Source organism: Blastomonas sp. CCH9-A1 (genome assembly GCF_001557175.1).
GTDB lineage: Bacteria > Pseudomonadota > Alphaproteobacteria > Sphingomonadales > Sphingomonadaceae > Blastomonas > Blastomonas delafieldii_A.
The window spans coordinates 1-26,620 of sequence record NZ_LSHM01000059.1; the positions used below are offsets into that span (position 1 = coordinate 1).

The window sequence follows — 26,620 nt, forward strand, 5'->3', positions numbered from 1 at the left end:
CACCAGCAGCACCTAAATCTCCACCGAAAATTACACCACGAGCGCGGACGCTAACGCTGAATGGACTCTGCCCCCGGCAGCTACGCGCCCTAATATCGGTCATTCCGAACCCTTCGGATTTAAACCGAAAGCCGCCATTCGTTCGCGCATCAAAACGAGGCGGCGCGGTTCATAGCTTGCTTGCCGACTGTCTGCGCGTTCCATCGATTAGCTCAATCAGCCACACTTTCTGGCGGGCCAACATGGCATCGTTGCGCGCCGCAATCAGCCGTTCGTGTTTCTGGCCCACAGACGGCCTTATTCACGCGAAAAAACCTGTAGGAATGCCGCACTATAATAAGCATAGGGCAGTATGCGCACACCTGTCACGAATTTTCGTGCAATTAAATGGCCCTTATCCTTTTCAGGCCTAAGCTCTTACTGCAAGATTTATTGAATTTTTCGTTGACAGGTAAGCCGGCTAGTTTTTCAATCGATGGAGCCAGCTTTCTACATAGCACACCAAGGCAACTAACTGCGCGGCGCTTCGAGGACAGCTTGGCCTTGGCTTGCGAACAGGTAAACCACATGCCCGCCAAGCGATGCCAGGGCCCCTTCGATATCAATCGGCAGGCCCCGCTCGCTGTTCGCGGCGAGCGCGCTCAGGATGGCATGCGCAGCCGCGGTTCCCAGCTCCTCTGCAGCGGTCAGCCCCTGTACGAAGGGGTTGCGCCCCAGCAGAAATGGCAACGACAGGCAATGCACGCGTTCCAGCGGGTTGCCGGGTTGCCCGAGCTTGAAGCCCTTCCCGGTGACGATTTCATCGAGGCTTGCCGACCGCGCGATGGCCAGGGCGCGGATCTGCATGCGCAGCGTTGGAAAGGGAAATTCCTCCTGCCCCAGAACGGCCTGCCCGCGTGCGTCGACGATGGAATCGAAGTGGTGCGTCACTCCGCGCGCAGCGATGTGCCAGCCGGCGCCTTTGTCGTCCCGCTCCATCGTATAGTCGGAACCGAGCGCATGGATTGCAAGGATACCGGCATCGTGCAACGCGATCAGCCGTTCGATCGAGAGCGGCGGAACAGCCGCATAATTGTCCACGAACACGCGCTTCAGCGAGCGGTTGAAGCGGGCGCGGTCGCCGTCCGACAAGTCCTTCACAATGGCGCCGAACGGCTCGTGCATGCGCAGCAGCGCATAACGCCAAGGCACGGTGCGGTGATGCCGCGCGTTGTAGTGCACTTCCAGCAGATTGCCGCGCGCCCATTCCAACGGATCGAAGTCGCTGCGGCGCTGCGCATAGCACTTGGAAAAGCCCTCCGGCGTCGTGCATCCCGGCCCGAGCGATCGTAGGAACGCCGGGTCGAGCCGCTCGAGCTGGTCGAGGAAGAGGCCGAATGCCCGGTCCAGATCGCCATCCTTGCCCATGACGATTGCAGCCAGCCGGTCGTCGGTAAACAGATCCAGCGGCTGATAGGGGATCGGGCAGAAGAAATCGGCTTCGGGCAGCAGCCCGCCGCGCGACATCATGGTGATGAGCGGACCCTGCGCCCGGTCGCATTGGTCGGTCGGCGCAAAGGTCAGGCGCCCGTCCACGGACTTGAAACGGCCGATCCGCATTGCATGATCGATCGCCACGTCGATTCCGCTCAGAGAGGTGCCAAGGATACCGAGCCGAATCGCGTCCGCCGAAAGATTTGGCTCGACGCTGCGCCCCAGGGCCGCCGGGTCGGCCCCGTGTGTCTTGGGCACCGAGTGCCCGGTGGCCAGAATCGCATGATCGAACGCGAGCGCGGCCTGCTGAGTGACAGCATCGCTCGTCACCCAGACCCCGCCCTCATGCGCGACAATATCGCTGACGCGGGTGCGCGTGTGCAGCGTGATGCGGTGGCCGCGCGCCGCGCCTTCATTCACCAGCGCGCCAAACTGGTCGGCGTAATAATCGCCCAGAACCACGCGCGGAAAAAAGTGTCGTTCGTGCAGGTCGGCATCCCCGATGCCCCAGCCATGGCGGGTTTCGGGCGGGATCCGCTGCAACCAGTCGAGCAGGGTCTCGCACACCGGCGGCAGTTCGATGCTGGCGATGTTGGACAGCATGGCCGGTGAGTTCTGCTGGCGATCGTAGGGCGTACCCACACCGGGCCGCGCCCCGGATTCAAAGATCAATATCGCCAGCGGTGCCTCTGACGTGATCAACCGCTTCAGGGCATAGACCGCGCTCGGCCCGGCCCCGATGATCGCCACGCGCGGCCGCGTTGGCTTGTTCGTATTCCTCAATCGAACACGCTGAAGGCGAGCAGCTTTTCGCGCACATCGCGATCCGCCCCGGCCGGGATCAGCGCCTCGATCGCGGCGCGGCGGTCCAGCGGGCTGGCGTCGAGATCGAGCCCGAGCATGGCGGTGTCGGGGAATGTCCGCTCCGTCGCAGGTTGATCAAGCACGACATCGAGCGCGCGGTGACGCGGATCGCGGTTGACCGTGGCAAACATCTGGCCAACCGCCTCCGGGCTGCCTTCGAGCACCTGCATGTAGCTATTGCCGTTGCCCAGCAGCAGGCCGGTGAGGCCCTTGCGCCGATTGCCCGCCTGCACTTCGTGAGCGAGCGCAAGCGCGGTGTCGGCCTGCGCGTTTTCCTGCGCGCCGGCGGTGCTGAGATAGATCAGCACGCGCAGCGGTGCCTCGGACAGCGTGCAGACATCGGCGGTGCCGGCCATGACGGGATCGTTGTCCTCCATGATCCGGCACCGCGCGTGGGTCAGGCCAGGTCGCGGACTTTGGGTTCGCGATCCCAGTGGCGCTTGGTGCCGACCTTGAGGAAGTCCTCCGGCTTGGGCACGCCCGCGTCAGGCTCGATATTCGCCTTGGGCAGGATATGCTCGCGCGTGCCGCCACAGGCGCCGATGGTCTTGCAGTGATACCAGGCGTCGGCAAACCAGGCGACCGCGCCCACATCCTTGGCCAGTTCCTGCGCCTGGTCGGGCATCAGGATGGCGACCACCGCATCGAACACCACCGAAGGCGTGCCCGCGAGCTGGCCATCGGCCTTGAGTGTGCCGCCCTTGACCTTGATCTCGCCCACCTTGGGCGCGACCAGCTTAACCGTACCGCCGTCCTTTTCGACGCCCGCCTTGATCTCGTCGATCATCGCCTTGTCCGAACCCTCGGCGTAGAGAATGCCCACGCAGCGGCCCTCGAACACGGGCTTTTCCTGCTTCTGGATCGACAGTGCATCGGACAGCGCCATATCGATCGGTTCCTTCGCGGCCTTGGCCTTTTCCGGGAGGTCCATCGCCAGACCGGCGGCCACGCGCTTGGCCAGATCCTCGTCGATATTGCGAAGACGGCTCATCACCCGGTTGCGGACATGCTCCAGCGTCACCTTCGACAGCTCGAACACGATAGCCGAGCAGATGTGCGCCTGTTCGTTATCGGTCTGCGAACGATAGAACAGCCGTGCCTGGCTGTAGTGGTCGGCGAAGGTTTCCGCACGGATGCGCAGCTTCTCGCCGCCATCGTTGCGTTCGTCATTGGCGGCAAAGCTGGTGAAGCCGGTTTCCGGGCATTCGCGCGGGCCGCCGTCCTCGCCCGCTTCGGCAAGGCTGTTGGGCTCGTAATTGGCGCGGCCCGTGGGCACCAGCGTCTGCATCATCCCGTCGCGCTGGAAATTGTGGAACGGGCACTTGGGCGCGTTGATCGGGATCTGGTGGAAATTGGTCGTGCCCAGCCGCGATTTCTGCGTGTCGAGATAGCTGAACAGCCGCCCTTGCAGCAGCGGATCGTTCGAGAAATCGATCCCCGGCACCACATTGGTGGGCAGGAAGGCGACCTGCTCGGTCTCGGCAAAGAAATTGTCGACATTACGGTTCAGCGTCATGCGCCCGATGATGTCGACCGGGATTTCCTCTTCGGGAATCAGCTTGGTCGCATCGAGCACGTCATAGGGCTGCTTGGCGGCCCACGCCTCGTCGAACACCTGGATGCCCAGGTCCCATGCCGGATAGTGCCCGCCATCGATCGCTTCGTGGAGATCGCGGCGGTGGAAATCGGGGTCGGCCCCGGCCAGCTTCACTGCCTCATCCCAAGTGGTGGAGGCAAGGCCCAGCACCGGCTTCCAGTGGAACTTGACGAAGCTGCCCTTGCCCTCGGCATTGACGAGCCGGAAGGTGTGGACGCCGAACCCTTCCATGTTGCGCAGCGTGCGCGGGATCGCGCGGTCGGACATCGCCCACATGATCATGTGCATGGACTCGGGCATCAGGCTGATGAAATCCCAGAACGTGTCATGCGCGCTGGCCGCTTGCGGATAGCCGCGATCGGCCTCCATCTTCACCGAATGGACGAGGTCGGGGAACTTGATCGCGTCCTGGATGAAGAACACCGGGATGTTGTTGCCGACCAGGTCCCAGTTGCCGTCTTCGGTGTAGAGCTTGACCGCAAAGCCGCGCACGTCGCGCGGGGTGTCGACCGATCCAGCGCCGCCCGCGACGGTGGAGAAACGGGTGAACACGGGGCAGCTGTTGCCGGCCTTGGAGAATAGCTTGGCCTTGGTCAGTTCGGGGATCGCCTTGGTGACTTCGAACACGCCGTGCGCGCCGGAACCGCGGGCGTGGACGATACGCTCGGGGATACGTTCGTGATCGAAGTGAAAGATCTTCTCGCGCAGAACGAAGTCTTCCAGCAGTGTCGGCCCGCGCGCGCCGGCTTTGAGGCTGTTCTGGTTGTCCGCAATGCGATGGCCGTGGTTGTCGGTGAGATGCGCCACCGTATCGCTATGATCGCCGCTATCGGGCACCTGCTGATGCACTTCGCCAGCATTGCCCAGCTCGGTGTCGAAATCGGTCTCGCCCAGACCCGGGTTGTGGTGGTGCAGCGAATTGTCGCCCGCCGGGCCGCGTGGCCGCTCCCCCTTGTCGATCGCGCGGCCACCGAAAGGACCGGTTTTGTCCACGTTGGGAACTGGCTTCACGATGATCGGGTCGGGGTTGATGTCATGGGCGGTCGTCTGAACTTTTTTAGCCATCGTTCATCCTCTAATTTTTGCCCCGGGTCGGGGCAACATCGATAAAGTGCCCGCAGGGGTCCCGATATCCAGCGATCGTCGATCAAGATACGCTAGCTGCAAAGATCTTAGCGGCCTTCGCACATGGAGCGACTCATCTTTTCGGCCATAACGGAAAAAAGGAGTGCGATGCCATACCGCCCGCCGATCAGAACGCTCCCGCTCCATGCGGTGACGCCAAACTTGCCATCGCGAGGGAATTGGAATGTCGCATTGTAGAAGGCCTTCCCGGCTCCTTGCTATTCGGTTTCCTAGCGACCGATCTCGAGCCTTTGCTTTCGGCGGATAGGAAAAGGTGCCGCAGTCGGAATTATCTGTTAGTTAGCGCTGTCAATTGTCTGGCAGTTCGTGACGTGACCCCCGGCTTTCCCCCAACTGGGATTAGAGCCGCGCGGTTGTTTTGCGCTTGAGCGCGGTTGAAGCAATGGGCTGCGTAGCGGAGCCCGGAGGGCGTAGCGAATCAGTCCATTGCTTATCCAGTTCGGCGGCGAACGCCGCCGGTGTTGCGTATCCAAGGGATGAGTGTGGTCTCTCCCGATTGTAGTCCTCGACCCAGGCGGCGATCTCGACCCGGGCGTGGGCAAGGCTGAGGAACAGCGTCTCGTTGAGCAGTTCGTCGCGCATGCGGCCGTTGAAGCTCTCGACGTAGCCGTTCTGCATCGGCTTGCCCGGCGCGATGTAGTGCCGCTCAACGCCGATCTCCCCGCACCATGCCAGCACCGCATTGCTCGTGAGTTCGGTCCCGTTGTCGCTGACGATCATCCCCGGTTTGCCGCGCTGTGCGATCAGCTCCGTCAACTCGCGCACGACACGGCCGCCTGAGATCGATGTGTCGGGCACCGCCGCAAGGCACTCCCGGGTCACGTCATCGACCACGTTCAGCACGCGGAACCGTCGTCCTGACGCCATTTGGTCGTGCACGAAGTCGAGGCTCCAGCGCTGGTTCGGTAGGGCCAGCACCGGAGCAGGCGCCCGTGTTCCAACAGCACGCTTGCGGCTCCGGCGTCGCCTGACCGCCAATCCCTCCTCACGGTAAAGACGCTGGGTTTTCTTGCGGTTGATCATCACCCCCTCCCGGCGCAGCAGGATATGCAGGCGACGATAGCCGAACCGGCGTCGCTGGTTCGCCAGCTCGCGCAGCTTCTCGCGAAGCTCGGCATCGTCAGCCCGCTGGGAGCGATATCGCACGCTCTTACGGTCGGCTCCGATCACATGACACGCCCGCCGCTCGCTCATCCCGTGACAATCCTGGAGATGAGCAACAGCTTCCCGCTTCGCGGCGGGCGTCAGAACTTTTTTGTCAGAAGATCCTTCAGCGCAGCGTTGTTCAGCATCGCATCGGCCAACAAGCGCTTGAGCCTGCCGTTCTCATCCTCGAGCGAGCGCAGCCGCTTTGCCTCGGACACCTCCAGTCCGCCGTACTTCGCCTTCCAGTTGTAGATCGTCGCTTCCGACACACCGTGTCGGCGGGCCAGGTCCGCGGTCTTCGCCCCCGCCTCCGCTTCCTTCAGCACGCCAATGATCTGCTCTTCAGAAAACCTCGTTCGCTTCATCTCGTCCGTCCTTCTCTCAGGGGCGGACTCTAATCCAGCGTGGAGGAAAATCGGGGGTCACGTCACTATTCCAAGGGCGGCACACAGCGATCTGATCACGGCTCGGCATCCAGAGGCTCGATACAATCGCGACGCTCATCAAAAAGGTGCAAACTGACGCTACATGCCATTAGAGACTGAGGAAGAGGTTGCTTCGAATTATCGTCCGCCGTTATGGCCTTGGCACGACTAAAGGATTTCAAACTCTTGCAAGATGCTGCCTCCAAGCGGAAATTCCGCGACACGAATTCCTGGTGGTCTATCGTCGGCCTCGTTGCCGGGATCGGCTTCTTCCTGGTCAGCGCGATCCTTTCGTATTCGAACGTCCTCAGCATGCGCGAGAACGAGGAACGGATCCGCGTTACGCACGAGGTGCTGACGTCGCTCGATGAGCTCATGATAGCGGTGCTCGGCGTGGAAACTGGTAGCAGAGGCTATGTCCTGACCGGCAAAGACCAATATCTTGAAGCTTATCGAACCGGAGCTGCCAGCGCGCGACAAAACCTGGGGAAGTTGGAAGCTTTTGCAAATGACAATGCCGCCGAGGATGAGGACCTCGACCGGCTCCGGACCCTGATCGACGAAAAACTCCGTTTCTCCCGGTTGGCCATCGAGACTCGTCGCGATCAGGGCTTCGATCCGGCGATCGCGATGATCGACAGCGACCAGGGCAAGATCGCGATGGATGCGATCCGTTTGGAGATGGCGCAGAGAAACCGCGCGGAGACGACAGAGCGCCAGCAGCGCATCGCCGAACTGGCTGCGGCGTCCAGTGCAACGCTCGTCAGCGCCATGGTCACTAGCCTTATTGGCATCGCCTTGACCATCGCGATATTCCTGCTGCTCATGCGCGGAAACCGCCTGCGCGAACGTCAGCGTTGGCTGCAAACCGCGCAGGTGGAGCTTAGCGAAGCGATGCGCGGCGAGAAGACTGTCCCGCAGCTGGGCGCCGCGGTGCTTGCCTTCCTCGCCGAGAGGACCGGGGCTAACGCAGGCGCGATCTTCAAGGGAGAAGGAGGCACGTTCAACCGTGCAGCCATGCTCGGGGTGACCGACGCGGCAGCGGTGCCCGAAACGTTTGCCTTCAACGAAGGCTTGCTCGGCAAGGTGGCGGCAGACGGACACCCGACCGAGCTTGCGGATATCCCGGACGGTTATCTCAAGATCGGTTCCGCACTTGGCAGCGATACGCCGCGCCATCTCGTGGTCGCCCCGGCTTTCAATGAAGGTTCGGTCAATGCCGTCATCGAACTCGGATTTTTCGATGCGGTGGATGACCGGGTACGAGAACTGCTCGATACCGTTTCAGGCTCGATCGGCGTCGCCCTGCGCTCGGCGCGTTTCCGCGAGCGCCTGCAGGACGCGCTGGAGGAAACGCAGCGCCAGGCTAGCGAACTGCAGGCGCAAAGCGAGGAATTGCGGGTCTCCAACGAGGAACTGGAGGAGCAGGGGAATGCGTTGAAGGAAACGCAAGCCCGGCTGGAACTGCAGCAGGTCGAACTGGAACAGACCAACAGCCAGCTTGAAGAACAAGCGCAGGCTCTGGAGGGCCAGCGTGACGAGCTTTCGCGCGCCGCTGCCTCGCTGCAGCTTAAGGCTCGCGAGCTTGAGCAGGCCAGCCAGTACAAGTCTGACTTCCTTGCCAACATGAGCCACGAGCTGCGCACGCCGCTCAATTCGCTGCTGATCCTTTCCAAGCTGCTGGGCGACAATGCCGACGGCAACCTTTCGGCCGAACAGGTCAAGTTTGCCCGCACGATCGAATCTTCGGGCAACGACCTCCTGACCCTTATCAACGACATCCTCGATCTGTCGAAAATCGAGGCGGGTCACGTCGAGATCCAGGCGACCCAGGTCTCCACGGAGCGGCTCGCTTCGGACCTGCGAAAGATGTTCGAGCCGCTGGCGCAGCAGCGTGGGCTGGAACTCGACATCGCGCTTGCCGACGATGCGCCGCGTTCCATCGAGACCGATCGACAGCGGCTGGAACAGGTACTCAAGAACCTGCTTTCGAACGCGATCAAGTTCACCGAACGGGGCAGCGTTACCCTGTCGATCTCCAGCAAGGATGACGACCAGATCGAATTCGCGGTCGCCGACACCGGGATCGGCATCGCACCGGAGCAGCGCGACGCGATATTCGACGCCTTCCGCCAGGCCGACGGCACAATCAGCCGCAAGTTCGGCGGCACCGGGCTCGGCCTCTCGATTTCGCGCGAACTGGTCCGCCTGCTGGGCGGAACGATCCGGGTCACGAGCGAAGAAGGCAAGGGAAGCACGTTCATCGTGGACGTGCCTGCCACTTACGATCCCGCCACCGTCGCGCCGCGCGCTGCCGCGCCGGCGGGTAAGGAACCGCCGGCAACAGCCCCGGCAACTGTACAAGCCGCGACCAGGCCGAAGGGCCGGACCAATACGACACCCAAGGGGCCGGTCATCGACGACGACCGGGCGGTCCTGTCCGGTGACAAGCGCGTATTGCTCGTGATCGAGGACGACAGCAGATTTGCCGGTATCGTGTGCGACCTGTCACGCGAAATGGGTTTCGAATGCCTCGTGGCCGGCACCGCGCAGGAAGCGATCGACCTTGCCCGCGAGTACCGGCCCAGCGCCATCGTGCTCGACATCGGTCTGCCCGATCAGTCGGGCCTTACCGTTCTGGACCGGCTCAAGCATGAAGACAGGACACGGCACATACCGATCCACGTTATCTCCGGTTCGGACCAGGCCCAGACAGCGATGGCATTGGGTGCGATCGGCTTCCTTGAAAAGCCCGCCCCCCGCGAACGGCTGGCAGAGGTGCTGGCCATGCTGCAGCAGAAACTGGCATCGCGCGTTCGGCGTGTGCTCATCGTCGAGGACGACGCGGTCCAGCGTGAGGCGGTCAGTCAGCTGCTCGGATCGCAGGATGTCGAGACTGTCGGCGTCGGCACGGTCGCCGAATGTCTGGAGGAACTGCGCGGCGGCCAGTACGATTGCATGGTCCTCGACCTCGCGCTGCCCGATGCCACCGGCTTTTCCCTGCTCGAGACGCTAAGCGAGGAAGGCGAGGGTCCGCTTCCTCCGGTAATCGTCTACACCGGGCGGGACCTTTCGGCCGACGAGGAGCAGCGCCTGCGTCGTTATTCCAGTTCCATCATCATCAAGGGCGCCAAGTCGCCCGAGCGCCTGCTGGACGAGGTTTCGCTGTTCCTGCACCAGGTCGTTTCCGACTTGCCTGCCGAACAGCGCCAGATGATCGAGAAAGCGCGTCACCGTGATGCGGCGCTCGAAGGCCGCCGCATCCTCATCGTCGAGGATGACGTGCGCAACGTCTACTCGCTCACCAGCGTTCTGGAGCCCCGCGGCGCACTGACGCGGATCGCGCGCAACGGGCAGGAGGCGATCGATGCGCTGGAGGAAGCGGCGGGCGATCCTGACAACACGATCGACTTGGTGCTGATGGACGTCATGATGCCGGTGATGGACGGCCTCACCGCCGCTCGCGCCATCCGTGCCGATGCGCGCTGGAAGAAGCTGCCCATTGTCATGCTCACCGCCAAGGCCATGCCCGACGACCAGCAGAAATGCATCGATGCGGGCGCCAACGATTACATGTCAAAGCCGATCGACGTGGACAAGTTGCTTTCACTGGTACGGGTATGGATGCCCAGGTGATGCGCACCAGAATGACGGACGCCGGTGCTGCGAACGAGAGCATCGAGGACATCGAGATCCAGCTTCTGCTGGACGCACTCTATCGGCATTATCACTACGATTTTCGGCACTATGCCCGCGCCTCAATCAAGCGGCGGCTGCTGCAGGCGCGGACACAGTTGGGCTACGACAGCATTTCCGACATCCAGTCGGCCGTCCTGCACGACGAGACGATCCTGCCGCGTTTGCTAAACTTCCTCACCGTTCAGGTGAGCGAGATGTTTCGCGACCCTTCGTATTTTCGCGCCCTGCGCGAAAGCGTCGTGCCTCACCTCAGGACCTACCCCTCGCTCAAGGTATGGGTCGCGGGATGCAGCCATGGCGAGGAGCTTTATTCGCTGGCGATCCTCTTCGCCGAGGAAGGGCTGGCCGACCGTACCATCTTCTACGCAACGGACATCAACCCGGCGGCGCTGCGCGCGGCGCAGGCGGGCATTTATCCGCTGGACCGGATCCGCCAGTTCACGGAAAACCATCGCCAGTCCGGCGGACATTCATCTTTATCTGAATACTATACCGCGGACTACGACAGGGCCGTGTTTGACAAGGCCCTGCGCGAACGAGCCGTTTTCTCCGATCATAGCCTGGTGACCGACGCCGCGTTCGGCGAGATGCACCTCGTTTCATGCCGCAACGTGCTGATCTACTTCGACCGCGAATTGCAGGACCGGGTCGTGGGACTGTTCGGCGAATCGCTCGCGCGCGGCGGATTCCTAGGCGTCGGGTCGAAGGAAAGCCTGCGCTTCTCGGCCCACGCCGACATGTTCTCGGAGTTCGTGCGCGAGGAAAAGATCTATCGAAGGAACACTCGGTGAGCCTTCAGGCAGTCGTCATCGGCGCGTCGGCGGGCGGCGTGCAGGCCCTTTCGCAGGTGCTGCCGGCCTTGCCCGTGGACTTTCCCATTCCCGTCATCGTCGTCGTCCATATCCCGCCACGGCGCGATAACGCCTTGGTCGATCTGTTCGCCGACAAATGCCGCATCCCTGTAAAGGAAGCGGAGGATAAGGAGCCGCTGGAACCGGGAACGATCTATTTCGCGCCGTCCGATTATCATCTTCTCGTCGAGGCGGGCGGCTCGCTCGCTCTATCCTCGGACGAGCCGGTCAATCACTCGCGACCCGCAATCGACGTGCTGTTCGAAAGCGCGGCAGACGCGTTCGGAAGCGAGCTGGCCGGGATTGTCCTGACGGGAGCGAACAGCGATGGCGCAGCGGGATTGCGCGCTATATGTGCGGCAGGCGGGAAAGGTATCGTACAGGATCCGGCCTCGGCGGAAGTGGCGACAATGCCCCACGCTGCGCTTGCCGCGGCCCCGGGTTCGCAAGCGATGCGGTTGGAAGACATCCACCCTGCGCTGGAGGCCATGATCGCGCTATGACCAACAACGTCAAATTCCTGTTGGTCGACGATCTCGAGGAAAACCTCGTCGCGCTCGAAGCCTTGCTTGCGCGCGAAGGGCTGGAGCTGCATTTGGCGCGCAGCGGCGAAGATGCGCTCGAACTGATGCTGGCGAACGATTATGCGCTGGCGCTGCTCGACGTGCAGATGCCCGGCATGGACGGGTTCGAACTGGCCGAGATAATGCGCGCGAACGAGCGATCGCGGCATATCCCGATCATTTTCGTGACGGCGGGAAGCGGCGATGCCGCACGCCGCTTTCGAGGTTACGAGGCGGGAGCGGTCGATTTCATCCAAAAGCCGATCGAAGCCGACATCCTGCGCTCCAAATCGAATGTCTTCCTGGACCTGTATGCCCAGCGGCAGCAGATCACCGCCCAGCGCGACGAACTCGCAACGCTCAGCGCTGCGCTACAGGCTGCCGATCAGCAGAAAAACCGGTTTCTCGCGGTGCTGGCGCACGAGTTGCGCAATCCGTTGGCGGTCCTTGCCGCCGGTCTCAGCATTCTGGAGAGGAAAAGGGATCCGGAGGTCATTGGAAACGTCCGCACGTCGATGCGGCAGCATCTCGGGCACATGACCCGTCTCGTCGACGACCTGCTCGACATCAACCGCATCGAGCACGGAAAAATCTCGCTGCGCCGGGAGAAAGTGCTGCTGGCCGACATCCTTCCCTCCGCGCTGGAAGTCGCGGTTCCGGCAATCGAGTCAGGGAATCACACGCTCGCAGTGAACGTTCCGGAACAGCCGATACTACTCGACGTCGACAAGGCGCGCTTCATTCAGATGGTCAGCAATGTCGTTGGCAATGCGGCACGGTACACGCCGAAGGGCGGGCGCATCGAGGTCACCGCAAGTGGCAGCGGAAACAGCGCCAGCATTGTCGTTTCCGACAACGGTGTCGGCATCCCAGCCGACCAGCAGTCGCGCATTTTCGAGCTCTTCGAGCAATCCAATGCAGGAATGGTCGTGATAGGCGACGGGCTGGGAATCGGGCTGGCCCTCGTCAAGCAACTTGCCGAACTGCATGGCGGGACAATCCGGCTGGTAAGCAGCGTACCTGGCGAAGGAAGTACTTTCGAGATCCAGCTTCCGACCGGAAACCACTAGCGCGATTAAGCTTACCGCTGAACTTTCGTACTTGAAGCTCGCAACACCAATCCAGGAACCCAAATAGTCAGGAGGGATCCCGTCGGATGGCAGTTGATTGTCGGATTTCAAGGTCGCAGCGCCTATAAGCCGCCAGTCCGCTTGCGGCGCAAGATCGGCCGGCCGCCCCTGTCTCATCCATTCCTTGGTGCCGATACGGCTGTTGAGCGAACTGGCCTTACGTGCATGCCGCTCAACGCTGGGAGGGAAAAGAATAAAAAGAACCCGCCGGACCTGCGCGGCTGGGTGCCATGCGGGTCCGGGGAGATGATTGGTAGCTCGGCGTAGAGTGGCATTACATTGCACCGGGCAGGCCGATGCAGAATGGCTACGTCGAGAGCTTTAACGGCCGCATGCGCGACGAACTGCTCAACGAGACACTGTTCCTCAGCCTGGCCCATGCCCGGGTCGAGATCGCAGCCTGGGTGGAAGACTACAACCGGGAGAGACCACACTCATCCCTTGGATACGCAACCCCGGCGGCGTTCGCCGCCGAACTGGATAAGCAATGGCCTGCTTCGCTACGCCCTACGGGCTCCGCTACGCAGCCCATTGCTTCAACCGCGCTCATGCGCAACAAAACGGCTCGGCTCTAATCCCAGCTGGAGGAAAGCTGGGGGTCACGTCACCTTAGACTATGGCAAGATGCCAATTTTCATCAACCATAAAGACCCGCCTCCGGAGGTTCGGCCGGGAAGCGTTCAATTTCGTGCCGCTTATAGGCAACGCCGATCCGGGTGGCGGCGGACGCGCGGCGAGCGAGCACTCTGCGAACGACGGTGATCGCCTCGGCGATCGACGGTGCCGACAGGCGCTTCGTCTGAGACGTCCCCGCTATCCGGCCCCATGACAGTTCGATCAGCTGGTGCCCGAAAAGATCCTCGGCGCGCTCGATACGGTAGGCTCGCCGGCAGTTGCGACCTTCATCGACAGCGGTGAGCTCGATCAAGGAAGCACCGGCTAAATCGGTCAGGGACATAGTCGACAGCACTAATTGCGCGCACTGTACGGGTGAAACGGGCATTTTGAATCACCGGGTATCTCGTGATTCATGCACTCGATCATTCCTCGCCCCGGTACCCTTCGGGAAGTGCTGCGATCATCGCCTTGGCTGCATCCGCGATCGCCGAGGTCTGGTTGTTCGACAGCTGCTCGGCGATGCGGCCGCAGTTCAGGATGTGCGCGGTGATCTCCTCGCGCGTCGCGGCACCGGCATCGATCGACGTCGCATACTGCTCGCCAAGCAGCACGCGGGTGAAAACCATTTCCTCGCGCAGCGCCTGCAGCGTCAAGCGATCGTCCATACTGCCCTCGGGGTCGGTCATGCCTTCACTACGGGCAAGTCGCTTATTCGTGTCGTCCACGCTGGCGATTTCATGTCGGCGCGCATCTTCCAAGGCCGTTTGAACCCCTGGCTGCCGGGCACAACCGTCATGCGGCCGAACTTGCCGTTGATGTCGTCGATCGCCGCCATGAGCCGCTCGCGCTGGGCGGACTGGTCCAGGTCTTCGAATAGCGTGCGCGGCCGTGCATCGGCCGCCGCCAGCTGCTCGAGCATGATGCCCGCTTTCGTGAACTCGAAGCCGCGCCGATACGCGCGCTCGACCAAGCGCCGGGCAAGGGAGATCAGCTCGAAGCTGTCGGCGGTCATGGGATGCAGTGCCCCGCCCCGCGATGCGCCGTATTGCGGCCGATCCGGCTTGTGGCGGTTGGTGTGGAAGAACACCGCCATACGACCTGCCACGAGGCCGTGCTGGCGCAGCTTCTCGCCGGCCCGCATCGCGAATTGCGAGATTGCCCCCATCAGCTGTTCGAGGTCGGCAATCGGCGTGCCGAACGAGCGCGTCACCGCCATGCCCTTGCGATCGGGAGCGACGACTTCGACCGCGTCGGCCTGGACGCCGTTAAGCTCGGCCACCAGGCGCTCCAGTACGACGGTGCCAAGCCCCCTCGCCTGCCGCAACGGCATGTCGCGCACCTGGCCTGCGGTTCGAATGCCGAGATCGCTGAGCTTGCGCGCGGTTGCGCCCCCTACCCCCCAAACGTCCGCAACGTCGAACCGGTCCATCACGTAGCGGCGGATATAATCGTCGCGCAGGTCCGCGACGCCGTCGAAGATCGGGTTCTTCTTGGCGGCCGCGTTGCCGAGCTTGGCGAGCGTCTTGGTGGGTCCGAGCCCGACACAAGTCGGGATCGTGGTCCACTGCAGGATCTGCGCACGCAGCTTCTGACAATGGTCGACCAGGTCGAGGTGTTCGAAGCCGGTCAGATCGAGAAAATTTTCGTCTATGGAGTAGATCTCGATGTCGCGCGCGAACGGTTCGGTCGCCGCCAGCACGCGCCGTTGGATGTCTGCATACAAGGTGTAGTTTGAACTGCGGACCGCCACACCGTGCGCTTTTATGAGATCGCGGATCTTGAAGATGGGATCACCCATCTTGATGCCGAGCGCCTTGGCCTCCGCAGATCTGGCGACCGCATTGCCGTCGTTGTTCGAGGCCACGATCGCCGGGACGCCGCGAAGGGACAAATCCATGACGCGCTCAGCGGAAACATAGAAGGAATTACAGTCACATAAGGCGACCGGACCGCTCATCGGCGATAGCGCCTGACCAGCCCCACGACGACACCCCAGATCTCGGTGTATTCGTCGACCTCGATGTGCGGGTAGCCTTCAGCTTCGGGAACGAGCCAGAACCGCCCATCGAGCTTCTTGAGGCGCTTCAGCGTGCGATCGCCATGCACCACGGCAACCACGACGTCGCCGGCGATTGCCTGCTTCGCACGGCTGACCGCGACCAGGTCCCCATCATTGATTCCGGCTCCGGTCATCGACCAGCCTTCGACCCGCATCAGATAGGTGGCCGCTGGTTGCTCGATCAGCCATGCGTTGAGATCAATCGGATCATCTTCCTCGCCCTCGGCGGGGCTGGGAAATCCTGCCGGAACGCGCACCAGCGCGAGCGGGATCGAGGACCGGGTGTCGGCCCATTGGAGTTCTGTCAGTCGAATCTGGTGTTGCATCTGTGCCCGCTTTCGCGCGCTCTGGTAGCGCGAAACAGAACATGTAGGGAACAGCCAACCTGTGTTGGACGTCAAAAAGCCAGTCCGGCGATCAGAGAAGGTGCTGTAAACGTGCCAAAAACTCGGGCGCAGCACCCCAAGCGCCATGGAGTGCCGACGCCAGGCCGGCGATAGTCATCGCACCGATCGCTGCAATCTCGCTTATGAACGCCACGCGTCGCAGCCGGTATCTCCAACGATCCAAAATAATCAGTGCTCTAATGCGTTCAATTGGGGAATGTTTGCTTCCGCACAGGTTCTCGGAGTGCGACGACAAATTGAAAGAGCAAGGGTCCGATCTTCAACGTAAAAGCTCTGCCGTCAAAATCCTCGTGGATTTCCCCATGAGAGACGTGGCGAATGTCGCAATAAAACCAGTGCTTAGGCTCTTCTAAGGCCGAATTTGTGAGGTTGTTCGTCATTCTACCTCCTGTGTGAAGATTAACACCGAACCGTGAGACCCGCGAACCGACATATGGCGGTCATTTTTCAATTCATCGGCTCGAGGAGCGCCGTAGCTTCCGCATCATGAAGGGCGAAGTCGAGCGGTCGAGCTGCGGGATGCCGGCGAAGCGCGTCGATCGCGTAGCAAATGTGAAAGGAAGCGTCTGTCTGGCCTTCTCGATCAAACAAGCGCAACAACCAGAAGCACCCCTCGAGCATGGCCTCGAAGGATGCTCGGCGCTCGTCCGAACTAGCCGGCGAATGCGCGGTGCTCATTTTGCGCCAATACCGTCGCTGGCAGTCCGGCGAAGATACGCGCGGCGAACGGCTTCACGATCGGGCGCAGCCTTGAGGCGGACAAGGCGGGATTCGATGCCACCCTCGTTGCGGCCCAGCTCGCCCATGATGGCGGCGATCGGCGTCGTCTCATTGGTGAACCAGGCAAGGACGCGGGCGTCCTCTTCGGGTGACCATCCTTGCCCACTCCTCGGCCCGCGAGGCTTGGGTGGTTTTGACGGAGTTGCGCGAAGCGGCGGGCTAATCATTGTTGGTTCGTCCGTGAGGCGGGCGGCCGCTTCGACAAGGGCCAGCCATCCCTCCCGCGGCATTTCTATGACCTCGCCATCGGGCGAGCAGTACGTCCCATCAGCGCCGTCGAACGTGAGCGAGTGGAGCCGACCGTCAACCTCCCAGGAAAGTTGCGGTTTGCTGAGTCTGGTCGTCACGGAGGTCTCGGGTTTCATGGCAGCATTGTAGCGATTTTCGTCGCTCCGCTCATCTGTTCTATCGTGCGAAGTCAGACAGTTGCGCCTAGACTGGACCTAACGACGATACCCATGATCGCGACCGTCAAGGTCAAGAAACCGAACAGGATCTTCGCTAATCCAGCGCGGCGAGCCGCTGCTCCGGTGCGCATCTTTCGCGTGGTGCGATCGATCCGGGTCCGGACCGAAAGCCAGCCATCGAACACGTCGGTAAGCCCGTAGGTCATAAGCGCGAAGGCGATCAGCAGGACGAAGCCTTTCACCAGAGCGGGATCCACGACCATCAGAACCATGCCGGACAGCGCGAGGACCGTGCCCAGGATCTTGGTCACATCGAGCATCGGCATGATTCGATATAAGCGAACCGATCTGCTTACTCGAACGCGACCCAAGGGGCGGTCGCAGGCCGCGCAGCGATGGACGAGCTGCTCGTCCGCCCAACGACCCAGCGGCTTGGTGCAGTAGGGGCAATTCGCCGCCGGGACGCCGGTGAGCATGTTCATGGCTTCGGACTCTCGATTGGCGGCGCCGTCACAGCTGCAGGCTTGGCCGGTAAGCGCGCTTGCACGTCGCCGATGAGCTTACGGAACGCGTCGAGGACTGCCAGCGAGGTGATCTTGCCGATATCGGTCGACCCGTAGGTGCCGCCGAGCGCGCCCACGCCAAGCCCAAGCAGCAGACCACCGCCGACGACGCCGATGTCCTTCTTGCGAGCCGAGCCGGTCGCGACCGCCTCCTGCAACCCGGTGTCGACCGATACCAGCGACAGCATGACCTGGCTCTCGAGCGTCTTCGACTTGAGGCCGACCGCGCCGCCCAGCGCGCCGCCCAAGCCGCCGCCGCTTTCGCGGCTCTTGGCATCGGAATAAAGCACCTGCGCGCTGATGAGGTAGTCCGCTTTGGTCATCGCCGCGGACGGCGTCGCCCCCGCCATCGCGCGTTCACGCTCGAGCGCGGACATTGCGACACCGCGGTCTGCTACCCGAAAGCAGTTCGAGCGTGCGGCCATGAGTTTGATGAGCGGCAAGGGATCGACTCTGGCCGTTCCGCCTCCTTGCTGCGCCTCTGCCATTTTGAGCAGCGCCGCCAGACCGGGAGACAGGCTGTCGCGCATGTCGGGCGCCTTCTCCTCGACCAGGGCAACGACGCCGAGCGGGGCCGCGCATCGTGGCAGCTCGGTGTTCTCATCGACACCGGTGCCGCCCTTTCCCAGCTTTTGCGCGAGCGCGGGAGTGCCGGCGAGCGCGAGGCCCGCCAGCAACGCAGCGGCGATCATTCGCCTAGCCATGCTTCACCTTGCCCTGCGCATGCTTGGTGGGATCGCAGATGCCCGCCTTTTCCTCGGCGACCTTGCGCGCGACCTTAGCTTCGTCGCAGTCCGCGCAATCGGGGCAATCAGGGCAGTCGGGGCAATCCCCGCAGTCCTTGAGGTCACACTTGACGTGGTGCTTCCCGGCGTGCGCGTGGTAGGCCGCCTTCTTCTTCGCCACCCGCGCGGCGACATCCGTCCCGGCGGTGGAAGAGGCGTACTCGTTCATGGCCAGGAGGACCGGGCCCGGTTCGGCAGCGTGAGCTGCCGCGGGTACGGCGACGCTCGCGGCCATCAGGCCGAGCGCGGACGCCAACATGTATCGCTTCATCATTTGCATTCACTCCTTCTTGGTTGTCTTCACCACCCCGTGCGACGGCCGTCGCGCAGGTCATTGTCCCGGCGACCGGTGTCGCCGAGTGCCGAGCGGCGGATCTCCAATCGGACCCCGTCGCCTCGTCTGCTGGTGCGGATATCGCGGAGATCCACGTCGTTGCGCTTGGCCCAGCGTTCCGCAGCGGCTTCGTCGCCGAAATCGCCCATTTCCTCGAAATCCCAGTTGCTCATGCTTTCTCCTTTCCGCGTCATCACGCTGCTGTTCGGCGCATCGCGCGCGAATCCGGTTGTGGTGCCAAAGCCTCGGCGAGCGCGCTGCGCACGCTGAGGGCGGTCTGACGGCCCGCCGAGAGCCTGATGGTCGTGTAGCCCGCCCGCGCCGTCATCTGGTCGCGCTGGGCGTCCTGCCGGGCATTGTGGGTCCGATCGTCGAGTTCGACGATCGCGATGATGTCGCCGCTGGCCCGGTCCTCGAGGAGAAAGTCGACCCGCTTGGAGGAGAAGCGGTTGCGGACCGACGTCGCGCGGCTTCGGTCGAGCCCCCGCGCCGGCTGCAGGATCGCGCCCATCGACACCTGGGCATGAACCCGCGCGCTCGGAATTGCCTGCTCGATGAACCCGCAGACGATCCGCTCGCGCTTGGTCATCAGCTCGCGGGGCCGCACCGGCAAGCGACCGATGCCCGATCCCCCGCCTAGCAGGCGCAGCAAGGCGACAACGATGATCGCCAGGACCAGGAAGATGATGTGCTGCTGTGTCATAGCGGATCCGGTCCGGTCAGCATCTGACGCGTCGGCAGGTTGCCATCGAACCGGCGATGCAGGTTGATGCCGTTTCCGCCGCGCGCCGGAAATTCCATCAGCTTGGCGACGGTCTCGAATTGGGTGTTGGGCCCGAAGAAGTCCTTCGGGCCGTGCCACCTCTGGCCTTCGATGATCCGCATGCGCCACCTGCCCGCCGGGGCGGGAACGTCGACGTCGTCGTTTGCTGCCACGAAGACGGAGAGGGCGTGTGCGCCGCTGCGGGGATCGATCAGCTGGACGACGGCATTCGCCTCTGCTGCGCTTACGCGCAGGCGGCTTTGAACGAGACCCAACGGCAAGGTGCGCGCCACTGCGACACTTCCCGATTCCGGAAAGGTGATCGCTGGTTGAAAATCCGGAAGCCACCCCCGACGCTTCGCGTCGGCCAAGATGCCGATCGCCACCGGCACCAAGCAGAGTATAGGGATCAGACCGCGCAGAGCAGGCGCCCAACCGGCGCGGCCTTTACGTGTACGCCGGCGGCTACCGTAGTGCGCTGCTATGAGATCGTACTCATCAAATTCGGTGTTCTTTCCGACCCAGCTCGCGCCGCCCAGCGGAACGTCGTCGCGTTCGACCCTGCCCTTCTTGTCCTTCCAGACAGGGATCGACGCCGCTCCACCGCGCCTGCGGTAGCTGTCGCGCATATAGTCGCGGTCGGAGAGGCCCATGTCAGGAGCGCGCCTTCGCCGGCATGAACCGACGCGCCGGCAGACGAATGGTGATCTCCCCCGGCTCGCCGCTTGTCAGCACGCGCGCCAGCGGCCGCAACAGCAACAGAAGGAGGACCGCGATCGCCGCGAACGAGAGAGCGTCGCCGGCCCATTTCATCGCATGTTCGTGATGCGCCTTGGTGATGCAGGTCTTGAGGCTGTTGGCTTCGAGATCGCACCAGTGAACATGCTGGAGGTGCTTCACGGAATCCCAGGTCATCACGGGCGTCATTTCGGGGTTGGTCATGGTCACAGCTCCAGTCCAATGTCTTTTTCGGGGAAGGGCAGATCTGGTGCGCGCGGCTCGACAGCGACGCGCAGCTGGGTGAGGTCCATCGCCTTTCGGTCGAGTTCGGGCGGCAGGGCCGGATTGAACGGCGTCAATGGCGAGGCGGCCCCGCTCTGGCGCTGTGGCGCCTTGTCGACTTCAAGCTGTCCGACCGTTTCGAGCGCCGAGGTCTTGTTGCCCTCGTTGCGCTCGATCGCGCTCGTCAGCCTGTCTTTGTTGTCGGTGTAGAGCGTCAGATCGTCGCGCACGCGTGTCACGGTCACGTTGAACAGCCGCTGGTTGGAGAGATTGCTCTCGGTCGAGCTCATCACTGCGATGCCTTTGTCGGCCGTGATGCCTTGCGCCATGTGCATGTTGAGCGCGTAGGCGAGGCCCATGCGCTCAAGCATCGGATCGCCGGTCTTCAGTTCGTGCAAGGTCTTGTCGGCCGCCTCTACGGTGATCCCTTTGTCCGACACCGACACCACGCGCGCGAGAGCGGCGTTGAGCAGTCCGCGATCCTTGTCGTTCTGCGTCCAGCGGATCTGGTCGTTCTCGTGGAGCTTGATACTCTCACGCTGGCTGAGGCCGAGCGCATCCCGCTTGTCCATCGGGTCGATCTTCTGCGGATCGAAGCGCAGGGTCTTGCTGCCCGAGCGCAGTTCCACCCTGCCCTTGGCATCGACGCCGATGACCTCGTAGGTGCCGCGACGAAGTCCGAGCTCGCTGACCGCGCGCGCGACCTCGAGCGTCTGCCCGGCGGCATAGGTCTTGGCGTAGCGCAATTCCTCCCTGGTCGTGTTGACCCGTTCGATCACGCTGAACGTCCGCCCCTCGCCCGCCAGGGTACCGTCGGCCTTCAGACCTGCCTGCACGCGCTCGTTCAACTCGGCGCGAGACGCGCGGCCAGACGCGAACAGCGCGGTCGCGTCGCGTTCGTCCTTGGGCAGGGACAGCCAGTGGTTGGCGGCCGCCTCGACGTGGGCCGGGCTGGCCTTCAGCTTGTCGCCCAGGACACCGAGCGCCTCGCGCACGGCGCCGCGGTTCGCGAGCGCGGCAACGCTGCGCAGCTGATCCGTGCGCTGGCGCAGGTTCTCGTCCATGCGCTCCATGGCGATCCCGCCGGCTTGCGCCAGTGCGAACGACTTGCCCGCGTCGATCGCGGAAAGCTGCTGGCGGTCACCGATCATCACGAGGCGGTCGACCCCAAGCGCATTGGTGATCCCGACCAGATGTCGCATCGGGATGCTGCCGACCATCGAGGCTTCGTCGAGCACGAGGACCGTGCCCTTCAGCTCGTTCCGGGCCCCTTCGTAGCCCTCTCCCCGCCCCGCGAGCGCATGGCGGGCATAGGTGTTGACGAACGACGACACCGTCTGTGCCTCGATCCCCGAGCCCGCGCGTAGATCGCCGACCATCTTGTTCTGGAAGGCGAGACCTAGCACCTTGCGCCCTTCGGCTTCGACAACCTGGGCTACGCTGGCGATCATGGTCGACTTGCCGGCGCCGGCGACGCCTTGGACTGCGACAATCCGATCGGACGAGGACAGCGCCAGCGTGGCAGCCGCCATCTGTCCGGCGTTCAATGCCGTGTCTCCGGACGCGTCGGTCAAGCGCATCACCACCTGGTCGGGCGCGACGATCGGCTTGGCAGCGCCCTTCCCGGCGTCGATCTCGGCCAGGATCTTCGATTCCGTAGCAAGGGCGTCGGGCGTGGTGACATGGGTCACAATCCCATCGATCCGATCTGACTTGCCCGGGATCAGCTTTTCTTCGCGGACGAGCTCGCTGATGCGCGCGTCGACCTTCTCGGCCGTGACGCCGGCAAGCCCGAGATCGAGCGCGGTGCGGGTCACCTCGGGCACCGAAAACGCCGCCTCGCGCTGCTCGAGGATGCGGACAGCCGAGGCGACCGCGTGCTGCGCGCGATATTCAGAGGCGGTAAGTCCGAGCCGGTCGAGGCCGCGATCGACCAGCGGGTCGCGCGGGCTAAAAATGCTGCCGACTGCTTCCCTGATGCCGGTCAAAACCTCGTTGAGGCCACGCTCGGTCCGGAGGCCGGTCTCCGAGCCACCTCGTTCCGACCGACCGATAGCTTGCGCCAGCAAAGCCTTGCCGTCGAAGCCCAGCGCCGCGGCGCGGTCGCGCCAGCTGTCGCGCAAGCTGAGGCGATCCTCGACGTTGAGTTTAGGGTCGCGTGTGTTCGTGGTGACCTTATCAAGCCCCTTTGGGGATGAGATGCCCAATTCCTCTGCCTTTGCGAGGATCTCGGCGCGACGCTGGCTGAACTCCGACAACACCTCCTTGGGGACGCCCTTGATCTCGAACTGGCCGTGTTTGCCGGTCAGCTCCGTCTCGTAGCCGAGCTTCGCCAGCTCGGCGCGAAACTGCGCGTTGTAGGCCGCGCCGAGCGTGGTGTTGTTTTTCCACAACTCGCCATTCCAAAGCGCGCGCCAGGCGCCATCAGCCATGCGGGTCATGTTGGCGATCACGACATGGATGTGCCCTTGGGGGTCGAGCGCGCGGCTCGTGTCGTGCTGGAACAACGCATAGACCAGATTGCCGGTCTTTATCGCTTCGCCGGATTTGCTGCGCTCGTAGGTTCGCCCTTCCGCGAACTGCTTCTCAGCCCAGCCCATTGTCGTGCGAACTGCGTTCCAGTGGGCTTTGAGGATGCGTTCGTCGCCGGCAACATATGCCATTACGCTCGCCGACTTGGGCATCGAAAAGGTAAGGTCCAGACCGTTCCTTCGGGTGTCGACCTGGCCAACCTGCTCGCCATTGGGCAGCTTGCCGTTGAGGATCTTCTCGAAGTCCTCTTTCGACACCTCCCCTGTCAGGCCGAGCGTCTTCGCCCCCTCTCCTGCCCAGCCACTGGCTTCGGTGGCGTGTTCGCCGGCGTAGTATTCGGCCGCATGATAGTCGTCCTTGGCGAAGTAGTTCGCGGCGCCGGACGCGGATTTAACGGAGGCAACGCTCAGCACGTCACATCTCCATGTCGCCATCGAGCTCCGCCTCTACGGCAGGGTCTTCCCGATGGTGGTGGTGATGATGCGGATGGAGCAGGGCGACGCCGGCACCCTCGCGCGTCTCGCGCAGGATCTGCTCTTCCGGCCCTTCCTTGCCCTTCCGGACAAGTGTCTCGTCGGTCAGAGCCTGGGATGCCTTGGCACGCTCGATCGCGATCTGTTCGGGGCTCTTGATGACGTGGGCCGTGGTCAGCCCCCGGGTCGCTGCATCGGGCAATGGCAATGCTGTCGCACCGCTTGCCGAGGAAACGGCGGGCTCCGCTCCCGAACGCGTCTCGGGCGCCACCGCACTGTCGTTCGCGGCCTGCAGCGCGCCAAGGTCACCGCGCACCACCATCGCCTCGGCCGCCAGCTCGGCTTCCGAGCGGCCGTCCTGCTGCTTGGCCTCCTCGCCCGGTTCCGCGCGTTCGATTTCGTGCTCGTCCTCCGGTCCGGTAAGCGGCGTATGCTCGCGACCACCCTCCCCTCCCTCTTCCGCGCGTTTCGGCGCCGCAGGCGCCCTGGGCTTGGGTGGCACGTAGGGCGTGGGCTCCATCTTGGTGACCCGGACAAAGCCTTCGGCGACCTGCGGATAGTCCTGCCACTGCAGCTTGATCCGCGCCGCCGGGAAGCCGTCGGGAAACTTGATGAACCCGTGCATCGACGGCAGGTTCGTGATGTCGTCGGGAATGACGAGCGGCTCAATCATCTTGCGCGGTGTGAGGGTCGAGGCGTCGCGGGTGTTGTTGTAGCCGTAGCTGTAGGCCTCATCCATCTGGCGGACCTCTCGGTTGCCGATGAATTCCGCGCAGCGCTCGGCGGATCGATAGTCGGCCGTGGCGAGGATCAGCTTGGTGCGCGCAAGGCCAGTCAAGCTGACCGCGCCCTGCTCGCCATAGGTCTCGACCAGCTTGTCGAACGAGTGGATGCCAAGCACGAACGCGCCGCCGAAGTTGCGCGCGGTCTGCAGGCCATGCTCGATCGCCGGCAGTGCGTGCAGCGCATGCACCTCGTCGAACAGGAACCAGGTGCGCAAGTCGCGGGTGCGGGGCAGGCGCATCAGGTTGTTGACGGCAAGGTCCATCCAGAGGGTCAGGAGCGGACGCGTGAGCGTCAGGTCGGTGTGGTTCGACGTGATGAACATGATCGACCCGGGGGCATGCTCCTCCGTCATCCAGTCGGTGATCGAGAAGCCCTGCGCACCGCCCTCGACCGGGTCGGGCAGGAACCGCAGGACGTTGCCGTTGGTGTTGAAGACCGAGCGGATCGATTCCGCCATGCGCGCCGCTTTCTCGGTCGTCAGCGGCGCAGCAACGGTGTCCTCGAGCTTGGCGTGGATTCGCTTCAGCTCGGCCGTCATGAGGTGGTGAGCAATCGCCGCGTTCGAGGTCTCGCCGTCCGCTTTCAGCTTGATGCAGATTTCGACGAATAGTGTCCGGGCCGCGAGCTGCCAGAAGGGCTCCTTGTCACCGGGATCGGAGGGGATGAGCGCGGTCGCGGCCGACAGAAAATCAGCGTAGATGTCGCAGTCGTTGAAGACGGTCCAGGGTCGGCAGCGCTGGTCCATGGGGTTGAGGATGACGTCGGTTTCGGGGTTGTAGAAACTCTCGACGAACGCGCCGGTGAGATCGAAGATAACCGCGCTGTGCCCGCGCTCGCGAAGCTGCTTCACGAGGCTGCGAAGCTGCGTGGTCTTGCCCGCGCCGGTCGTGCCGATCAGCATCGTGTGAGACTGCTCGAGGCGCCATGGATACGCGATCCCGGCGATCTTGTAGGGCTGGTGGATTCCACGCTCGCGTTTCGCCGCACGGTCGAGCCCCGCTGCGTCTGCGGGAAGCATCGGCGGAGACAGGTTCTGGCACTCGTAGGCGAAGCGGTTGCTGTTGTGCGCGCGCACCTCATTCTGGAGGATGTCGCGCGTGACGAGCATGGCTCCGCGTTCGTGGCGTTCCTGCAGGATTGCCTTGCCCCGCTTGCGCGAGAAATCGACGTACCACATGGTCAATGGCGCGGTGATAAAGGCGCTCATGACGAGCGATGCGAACAGGATGCGCATCATGGTTCGCCAGGCCGCGTCGACGAAGGGATTGAAGGGCACGTAGCCGATCGGCATCGCGCGGATCGTTCGCCCCGGAAGGGTCAGGTGAACGATCTTCTGCGGATCGAACCCGAGATATGTCCAGAGCGTCGAATAGACGCGCATCAGGATCATCTGGAATTCGAATTCCGCGAGCCCGAATGTGACGAAGACGGTGAGGCTCAAGGCGAGCACCAGACCGTAGATTTTGAGGGGGATACTGACCCCGGCAAACCACATCCAAAACTCGTGCGTCACGAGCTGCGATCCGCGGGTGAAATTGCCCGCGTTTCGGGTCACTCTTCCGCGCGCGGAATGATGCTCGATAGTGGCCGCTCTGCCGTTAAAACGGATATCGTCTTTACGCATGGAATTCGTCCATGCGCTGCTGCGCCAAGGCGATCAGCTGGTCGGCTGCATCGGCGTGTTCGCGATTGATGATAACATCGAGCGATGCCTGCACGTATTCGAGCAGCAAAGCCATGCGATGAAGGTCGATCGACGATCCCTTGCTGACCAAGGGAAGGCCGAGCCGAAGCGCAAGGCGCGCGGCTTCCGAGCGGGAGCAACTATGTGCTTGGGCATACCGGTCCAAGGCTTCGATCTCGGAGGGACCGAGACGGACACCCAGGAACGGGTTTCGCTGATCTGACATTCACGCGCCACTTTCGAAAAAGTGGCTGGTGGGGATTTCGCAGTTCCGTTTTTACCCTTGTTGCGGCCGAAGCGGAAGATGGAAAATGGCACAGTTGTGAAAACCCGGGATAACGGCAAAAAGCGCGCTAACTCAGGGGGTTAGTCCAGTCTCGAAGCAATGTTATCCCCGGTTAACAGCGTTATCCCCGGTTAACGTCGGAATATCAGAGAGTTACAGGAACGGCCGCCGTGTAGGGTGTGCAAATCTATAGGGACTACTGACGTGGTTGCTGCTCCTGGGTTGCTGGTCTTTCGATAGGGGTGCC

The 26,620-nt window shown here is 62.9% G+C and carries 23 protein-coding genes and 1 pseudogene; 6 read left to right on the forward strand and 18 right to left on the reverse strand.

Annotation, left to right across the window (positions count from 1 at the left end; all coding sequences use genetic code 11):
* Window positions 1–510 precede the first annotated feature (510 nt).
* The 4 genes from AX725_RS16165 to AX725_RS16180 form a co-directional block, all read right to left on the reverse strand.
* Window positions 511–2,223 (reverse strand): FAD/NAD(P)-binding protein, encoded by a 1,713-nt coding sequence (locus AX725_RS16165; RefSeq protein WP_051586985.1) that lies wholly within the window; start codon window positions 2,221–2,223, stop codon window positions 511–513.
* Window positions 2,224–2,252: 29 nt separating this feature from the next.
* Window positions 2,253–2,714, reverse strand: coding sequence for a BLUF domain-containing protein (locus AX725_RS16170; RefSeq protein WP_036527633.1), 462 nt, complete (start codon window positions 2,712–2,714; stop codon window positions 2,253–2,255).
* Between the two features lie 20 nt (window positions 2,715–2,734).
* Window positions 2,735–4,999, reverse strand: coding sequence for a catalase (locus AX725_RS16175; protein ID WP_081799113.1), 2,265 nt, complete (start codon window positions 4,997–4,999; stop codon window positions 2,735–2,737).
* Window positions 5,000–5,419: 420 nt separating this feature from the next.
* A protein-coding gene (locus tag AX725_RS16180; RefSeq protein WP_156458509.1) for an IS3 family transposase occupies window positions 5,420–6,591 on the reverse strand; the annotation gives its coding sequence in 2 pieces (ribosomal slippage) (window positions 5,420–6,339 and window positions 6,339–6,591; 1,173 coding nt in all).
* A 372-nt stretch (window positions 6,592–6,963) separates the two neighbouring features.
* Here AX725_RS16180 and AX725_RS16190 point away from each other — a divergent pair.
* From AX725_RS16190 to AX725_RS16210, 5 genes and pseudogenes are all read left to right on the forward strand, one after another.
* A complete protein-coding gene (locus AX725_RS16190; protein ID WP_231733310.1) occupies window positions 6,964–10,287 on the forward strand; it encodes a response regulator in 3,324 nt (1,107 codons plus the stop codon).
* Between the two features lie 11 nt (window positions 10,288–10,298).
* The gene (locus AX725_RS16195) at window positions 10,299–11,141 is read left to right on the forward strand and encodes a CheR family methyltransferase (protein WP_036527753.1); all 843 of its coding nucleotides are present in this window, start codon (window positions 10,299–10,301) and stop codon (window positions 11,139–11,141) included.
* A complete protein-coding gene (locus AX725_RS16200) occupies window positions 11,138–11,704 on the forward strand; it encodes a chemotaxis protein CheB (RefSeq protein ID WP_036527602.1) in 567 nt (188 codons plus the stop codon). The genes AX725_RS16195 and AX725_RS16200 overlap by 4 nt, the downstream gene beginning before the upstream one ends.
* On the forward strand, window positions 11,701–12,834 hold the full coding sequence (locus tag AX725_RS16205) for a hybrid sensor histidine kinase/response regulator (protein WP_053556533.1): 1,134 nt from the start codon (window positions 11,701–11,703) through the stop codon (window positions 12,832–12,834). Before AX725_RS16200 ends, AX725_RS16205 begins: the two co-directional genes overlap by 4 nt.
* 317 nt (window positions 12,835–13,151) lie before the next feature.
* A pseudogene (locus tag AX725_RS16210) lies at window positions 13,152–13,469 on the forward strand (integrase core domain-containing protein); the annotation flags it as partial.
* Window positions 13,470–13,531: 62 nt separating this feature from the next.
* On the opposite strand, the gene AX725_RS16215 reads toward AX725_RS16210, so the two are convergent.
* The 14 genes from AX725_RS16215 to AX725_RS16285 form a co-directional block, all read right to left on the reverse strand.
* Window positions 13,532–13,822, reverse strand: a complete 291-nt coding sequence (locus AX725_RS16215; RefSeq protein ID WP_202185050.1) for a WGR domain-containing protein — start codon at window positions 13,820–13,822, stop codon at window positions 13,532–13,534.
* Between the two features lie 112 nt (window positions 13,823–13,934).
* Complete coding sequence (locus tag AX725_RS16220; RefSeq protein WP_066119292.1) at window positions 13,935–14,198, reverse strand: hypothetical protein; 264 nt, start codon at window positions 14,196–14,198, stop codon at window positions 13,935–13,937.
* Window positions 14,195–15,469 carry a Y-family DNA polymerase gene (locus AX725_RS16225; protein ID WP_066119295.1) on the reverse strand — a complete coding sequence of 425 codons (1,275 nt, stop codon included), beginning with the start codon at window positions 15,467–15,469 and terminating at the stop codon, window positions 14,195–14,197. The genes AX725_RS16220 and AX725_RS16225 overlap by 4 nt, the downstream gene beginning before the upstream one ends.
* Window positions 15,466–15,897: a LexA family protein gene (locus AX725_RS16230; RefSeq protein WP_066119297.1), complete on the reverse strand. Its 432-nt coding sequence runs from the start codon at window positions 15,895–15,897 to the stop codon at window positions 15,466–15,468. Before AX725_RS16230 ends, AX725_RS16225 begins: the two co-directional genes overlap by 4 nt.
* A gap of 755 nt (window positions 15,898–16,652) precedes the next feature.
* Entirely contained in the window at window positions 16,653–17,123 is a 471-nt protein-coding gene (locus tag AX725_RS16240; protein WP_066119301.1) for a hypothetical protein, read from the reverse strand.
* Window positions 17,124–17,176: 53 nt separating this feature from the next.
* Complete coding sequence (locus tag AX725_RS16245; protein WP_156458510.1) at window positions 17,177–17,647, reverse strand: hypothetical protein; 471 nt, start codon at window positions 17,645–17,647, stop codon at window positions 17,177–17,179.
* On the reverse strand, window positions 17,644–18,420 hold the full coding sequence (locus tag AX725_RS16250; RefSeq protein ID WP_231733306.1) for a CsgG/HfaB family protein: 777 nt from the start codon (window positions 18,418–18,420) through the stop codon (window positions 17,644–17,646). The genes AX725_RS16245 and AX725_RS16250 overlap by 4 nt, the downstream gene beginning before the upstream one ends.
* Window positions 18,421–18,424: 4 nt before the next feature.
* Window positions 18,425–18,787: a hypothetical protein gene (locus AX725_RS16255; protein ID WP_066119312.1), complete on the reverse strand. Its 363-nt coding sequence runs from the start codon at window positions 18,785–18,787 to the stop codon at window positions 18,425–18,427.
* Window positions 18,788–18,813: 26 nt separating this feature from the next.
* On the reverse strand, window positions 18,814–19,020 hold the full coding sequence (locus tag AX725_RS16260; protein WP_053556518.1) for a hypothetical protein: 207 nt from the start codon (window positions 19,018–19,020) through the stop codon (window positions 18,814–18,816).
* Window positions 19,021–19,040: 20 nt separating this feature from the next.
* Window positions 19,041–19,550, reverse strand: coding sequence for a DUF2726 domain-containing protein (locus AX725_RS16265; RefSeq protein WP_066119313.1), 510 nt, complete (start codon window positions 19,548–19,550; stop codon window positions 19,041–19,043).
* Window positions 19,547–20,263 (reverse strand): hypothetical protein, encoded by a 717-nt coding sequence (locus tag AX725_RS16270; RefSeq protein ID WP_066119316.1) that lies wholly within the window; start codon window positions 20,261–20,263, stop codon window positions 19,547–19,549. The genes AX725_RS16265 and AX725_RS16270 overlap by 4 nt, the downstream gene beginning before the upstream one ends.
* A gap of 1 nt (window position 20,264) precedes the next feature.
* Entirely contained in the window at window positions 20,265–20,552 is a 288-nt protein-coding gene (locus AX725_RS16275) for a hypothetical protein (RefSeq protein ID WP_066119319.1), read from the reverse strand.
* 2 nt (window positions 20,553–20,554) lie between these two features.
* A complete protein-coding gene (gene mobF, locus AX725_RS16280; RefSeq protein ID WP_066119322.1) occupies window positions 20,555–23,557 on the reverse strand; it encodes a MobF family relaxase in 3,003 nt (1,000 codons plus the stop codon).
* Between the two features lies 1 nt (window position 23,558).
* Window positions 23,559–26,027 carry a type IV secretion system DNA-binding domain-containing protein gene (locus tag AX725_RS16285; RefSeq protein WP_066119327.1) on the reverse strand — a complete coding sequence of 823 codons (2,469 nt, stop codon included), beginning with the start codon at window positions 26,025–26,027 and terminating at the stop codon, window positions 23,559–23,561.
* Between AX725_RS16285 and AX725_RS21025 the strand changes: the two genes are divergently transcribed.
* Window positions 26,026–26,310: a hypothetical protein gene (locus AX725_RS21025; protein WP_156458511.1), complete on the forward strand. Its 285-nt coding sequence runs from the start codon at window positions 26,026–26,028 to the stop codon at window positions 26,308–26,310. The two genes, AX725_RS16285 and AX725_RS21025, sit on opposite strands and share 2 nt — an antisense overlap.
* Window positions 26,311–26,620: the final 310 nt, after the last annotated feature.